General features: G+C 65.0%; 1 protein-coding gene. It reads right to left on the minus strand.

All coding sequences use genetic code 11. The features are described from left to right. Positions 1-229: 229 nt before the first annotated feature. Positions 230-1,648: a sugar transferase gene (locus AC1DP3_RS18115; RefSeq protein WP_477295732.1), complete on the minus strand. Its 1,419-nt coding sequence runs from the start codon at positions 1,646-1,648 to the stop codon at positions 230-232. Positions 1,649-2,636 lie beyond the last annotated feature (988 nt).

Here is a 2,636-nt window from a genome sequence, read left to right on the forward strand (position 1 = left end):
AGCGTGGCGTATTTGGAAGCCGTGATAGAGCGTCGCGTCGGGAGCCACGGTCGCACMCCATGCCCGAGCGACGGAGACGCGCAACCAGTGAACCGGAAGCATCGCGACCACTGCAAGTGACACCATCTCAATGTTCGACAGGCGGGCGCCCGCGAACTGCCTAAACCTCGCTGTTCCCGCTGAACGTCTCATTGAGGGTCGGACTGAAATCACTGGTGCGCCTCCMAGTTCAAGCCGCGGTCTCGCCGGGCAGAAGTGCTGCTTTGGCGGTCTTCGCCAGAATTCCGAAGTCGCCGATCAGCGACCAGTTCTCTACATAGGACAGGTCCAGGCGAACGGTATCGTCCCAGGAAAGGCTCGAGCGACCGCTCACCTGCCACAAACCCGTGATCCCCGGCTTGAGAAGAAAGCGCCGATGCACGTGGTCGGCATAGAGGGCGACCTCCTTGGGCAGCGGCGGACGCGGMCCGACGAGCGACATCGAGCCGCCCAGCACGTTGAGCAGCTGCGGCAGCTCGTCGAGGCTGAACTTGCGCATCACACGGCCCACCGGGGTCACGCGCGGGTCGTTCTTCATCTTGAAGAGCACCTCRTTGCCGGCATCCCGTTCCTGACGCTCGAGGTTCTCGAGCAGATCCTCGGCGTTCACCACCATCGAGCGGAACTTGAGCATGGTGAACTCCTCGCCGCGCAGCCCGATGCGGGTCTGGCGGAAGAGCACGGGCCCCTGGCTCGTCAGCCGCACAGCAATCGCAAGGAACGCCAGCACGGGACTGATCAGCACGATGCCGAGCCCGGTGATGAGCAGGTCCATCGTGCGCTTGACGATGCGCTGACCGCGGCTGAACCGCGGGGTCTCCACATGGATGAGCGGCAGCCCGGAGACGGGACGGGTGTGGATGCGGGGACCGGCGATGTCGATGATGCTCGGCGCCAGCACCAGGTGCTGCCTGCCAGCCTCCAGGCCCCACGAGATCTGCTTGACCTTGTCGGCCGGCAGCTCGTCGGTGCTCGTGACGGCGACGGTGTCGGCGCCGGTGGCGAGCATGGCCCGTTCAACGTTGTCGACATTCCCCATGATTGGGATGTCGGTCCCGTCGATGCAGTCGGCGATGCGGCCCGACGGCACACACGCTCCCACCACGCGATAGCCGGCATGCGGAGACCGCTGCAGCTCACGCGCGATCTGGGCCACGGATGTCTGCGACCCGACGAGCAGCACGCGCGCCGAGTACTGCCCGAGCTGGCGCTTCGAGATGAGCCACTGCCGCCACAGCCATCGCTCGATGAGCAGCACCAGGATGCCGAGAGGAAGGCTGATGAGGAGAAAGCCGCGGGCGATGTCGACGCGTAGCAGGAAGGCGAGGATCGCGATGAAGCCGAAAAGTCGGAAGCTCGCATCGACGACGCGCACGTACTCGGTCGGACCCGTGCCGATGACCCGCTCGCTGCGCGAATCGACGAGGCTCAGCGCCCACATCCACGTGACGATCAGGAGCGCGGAGAAGACCCAGTACGAGACGTCGTTCAGACGGTGGTCCTCCCGCATCGTGACCTCGGCATTGCCGAGGCCGAACCACGCGATCTGCGTGCCGTAGACCACCCAGACGAGCGCCAGTAGATCGGTGAGCCAGGTACCCCTGGCCAGGCGTCGACGCCATTGGTCGGGTGCGACGGGCGTGGGAACGGGACTCGTGCTTGGCGACGCGCTTGGCGCCGAGCCATCCCGAACTGTCGGCTCGGTCGTGGTGTGTGTCTGTGTTCCGTGTGATTCAGATTCGCTCTGCGACCCCGTCGTCGCGTCGACCTGTTGCAGGTTCGACGTCACCGACCATCCCTTCGCCCCATTGGATCCCCACCCGTTTCGGCAACCTACCAGCCGTATGTGTCGGTCGTGTGAATCGTGGCGATCACCTTCGTGGAAGAGTGACTGATTCGATCCGCGTCCGCCCGCCGTCCAGCGGGAAGCGCGCGTGAGGCGACGGGTGACGTCGCCCACGTCGAACCTGGAAACAGCGGCCTGTCCAAGCTCAACAAGCGACTATTCTTCAGGGCCTCTACGACCTCGTGAACAAGACGAAGAACACCGACCTGCTCGGGACGAAAGTCGCGGCGACGGCGGTCGAAAGCGGGCTCACCGTTTACCTCGGGGCACACCTCCCGGGCGCGACCGCACCCGTCTGACTCGTCGAGTTCGTGAAGCCCTGCGTCGCGGTAGACCTAGCTCGCAGAAGGCTAGGCCATGGCTGAATCTAAACCGAAACATCTCGTCTGTACGATGCGACCATGRCAGTGGCGACAGAATCCGCACGCGCGGTGAAGACCTTCCCGTTGGACAGGTTGGCCGCGGTGTTCCTCGTGGCTCTGCTTCCMCTTCGTGCGCTGTCGCCGGTGGCCTCGAGTCTTCTCTCGCTCGGGGTGCTGGCGGCGGCGGCCATTGTCGTCCAGCCAGCGATCTTCTGTCATGGTTCCACTCCACAGTCCCCGACTATGCGATCGCTATGGATGCCGCCTGAGGCGGTCAGGTGATGGTCTGGACCGGCTCGGTGTCGGGGATGGGGCTCGCGTCGCGGCCGCGGAGGTCGGGGAACGACCGCACGAAGACCGCCGAGACGATCAGGCCGACGACGGCGAAG

It is taken from the genome of Microbacterium sp. P5_B6, from assembly GCF_056400345.1.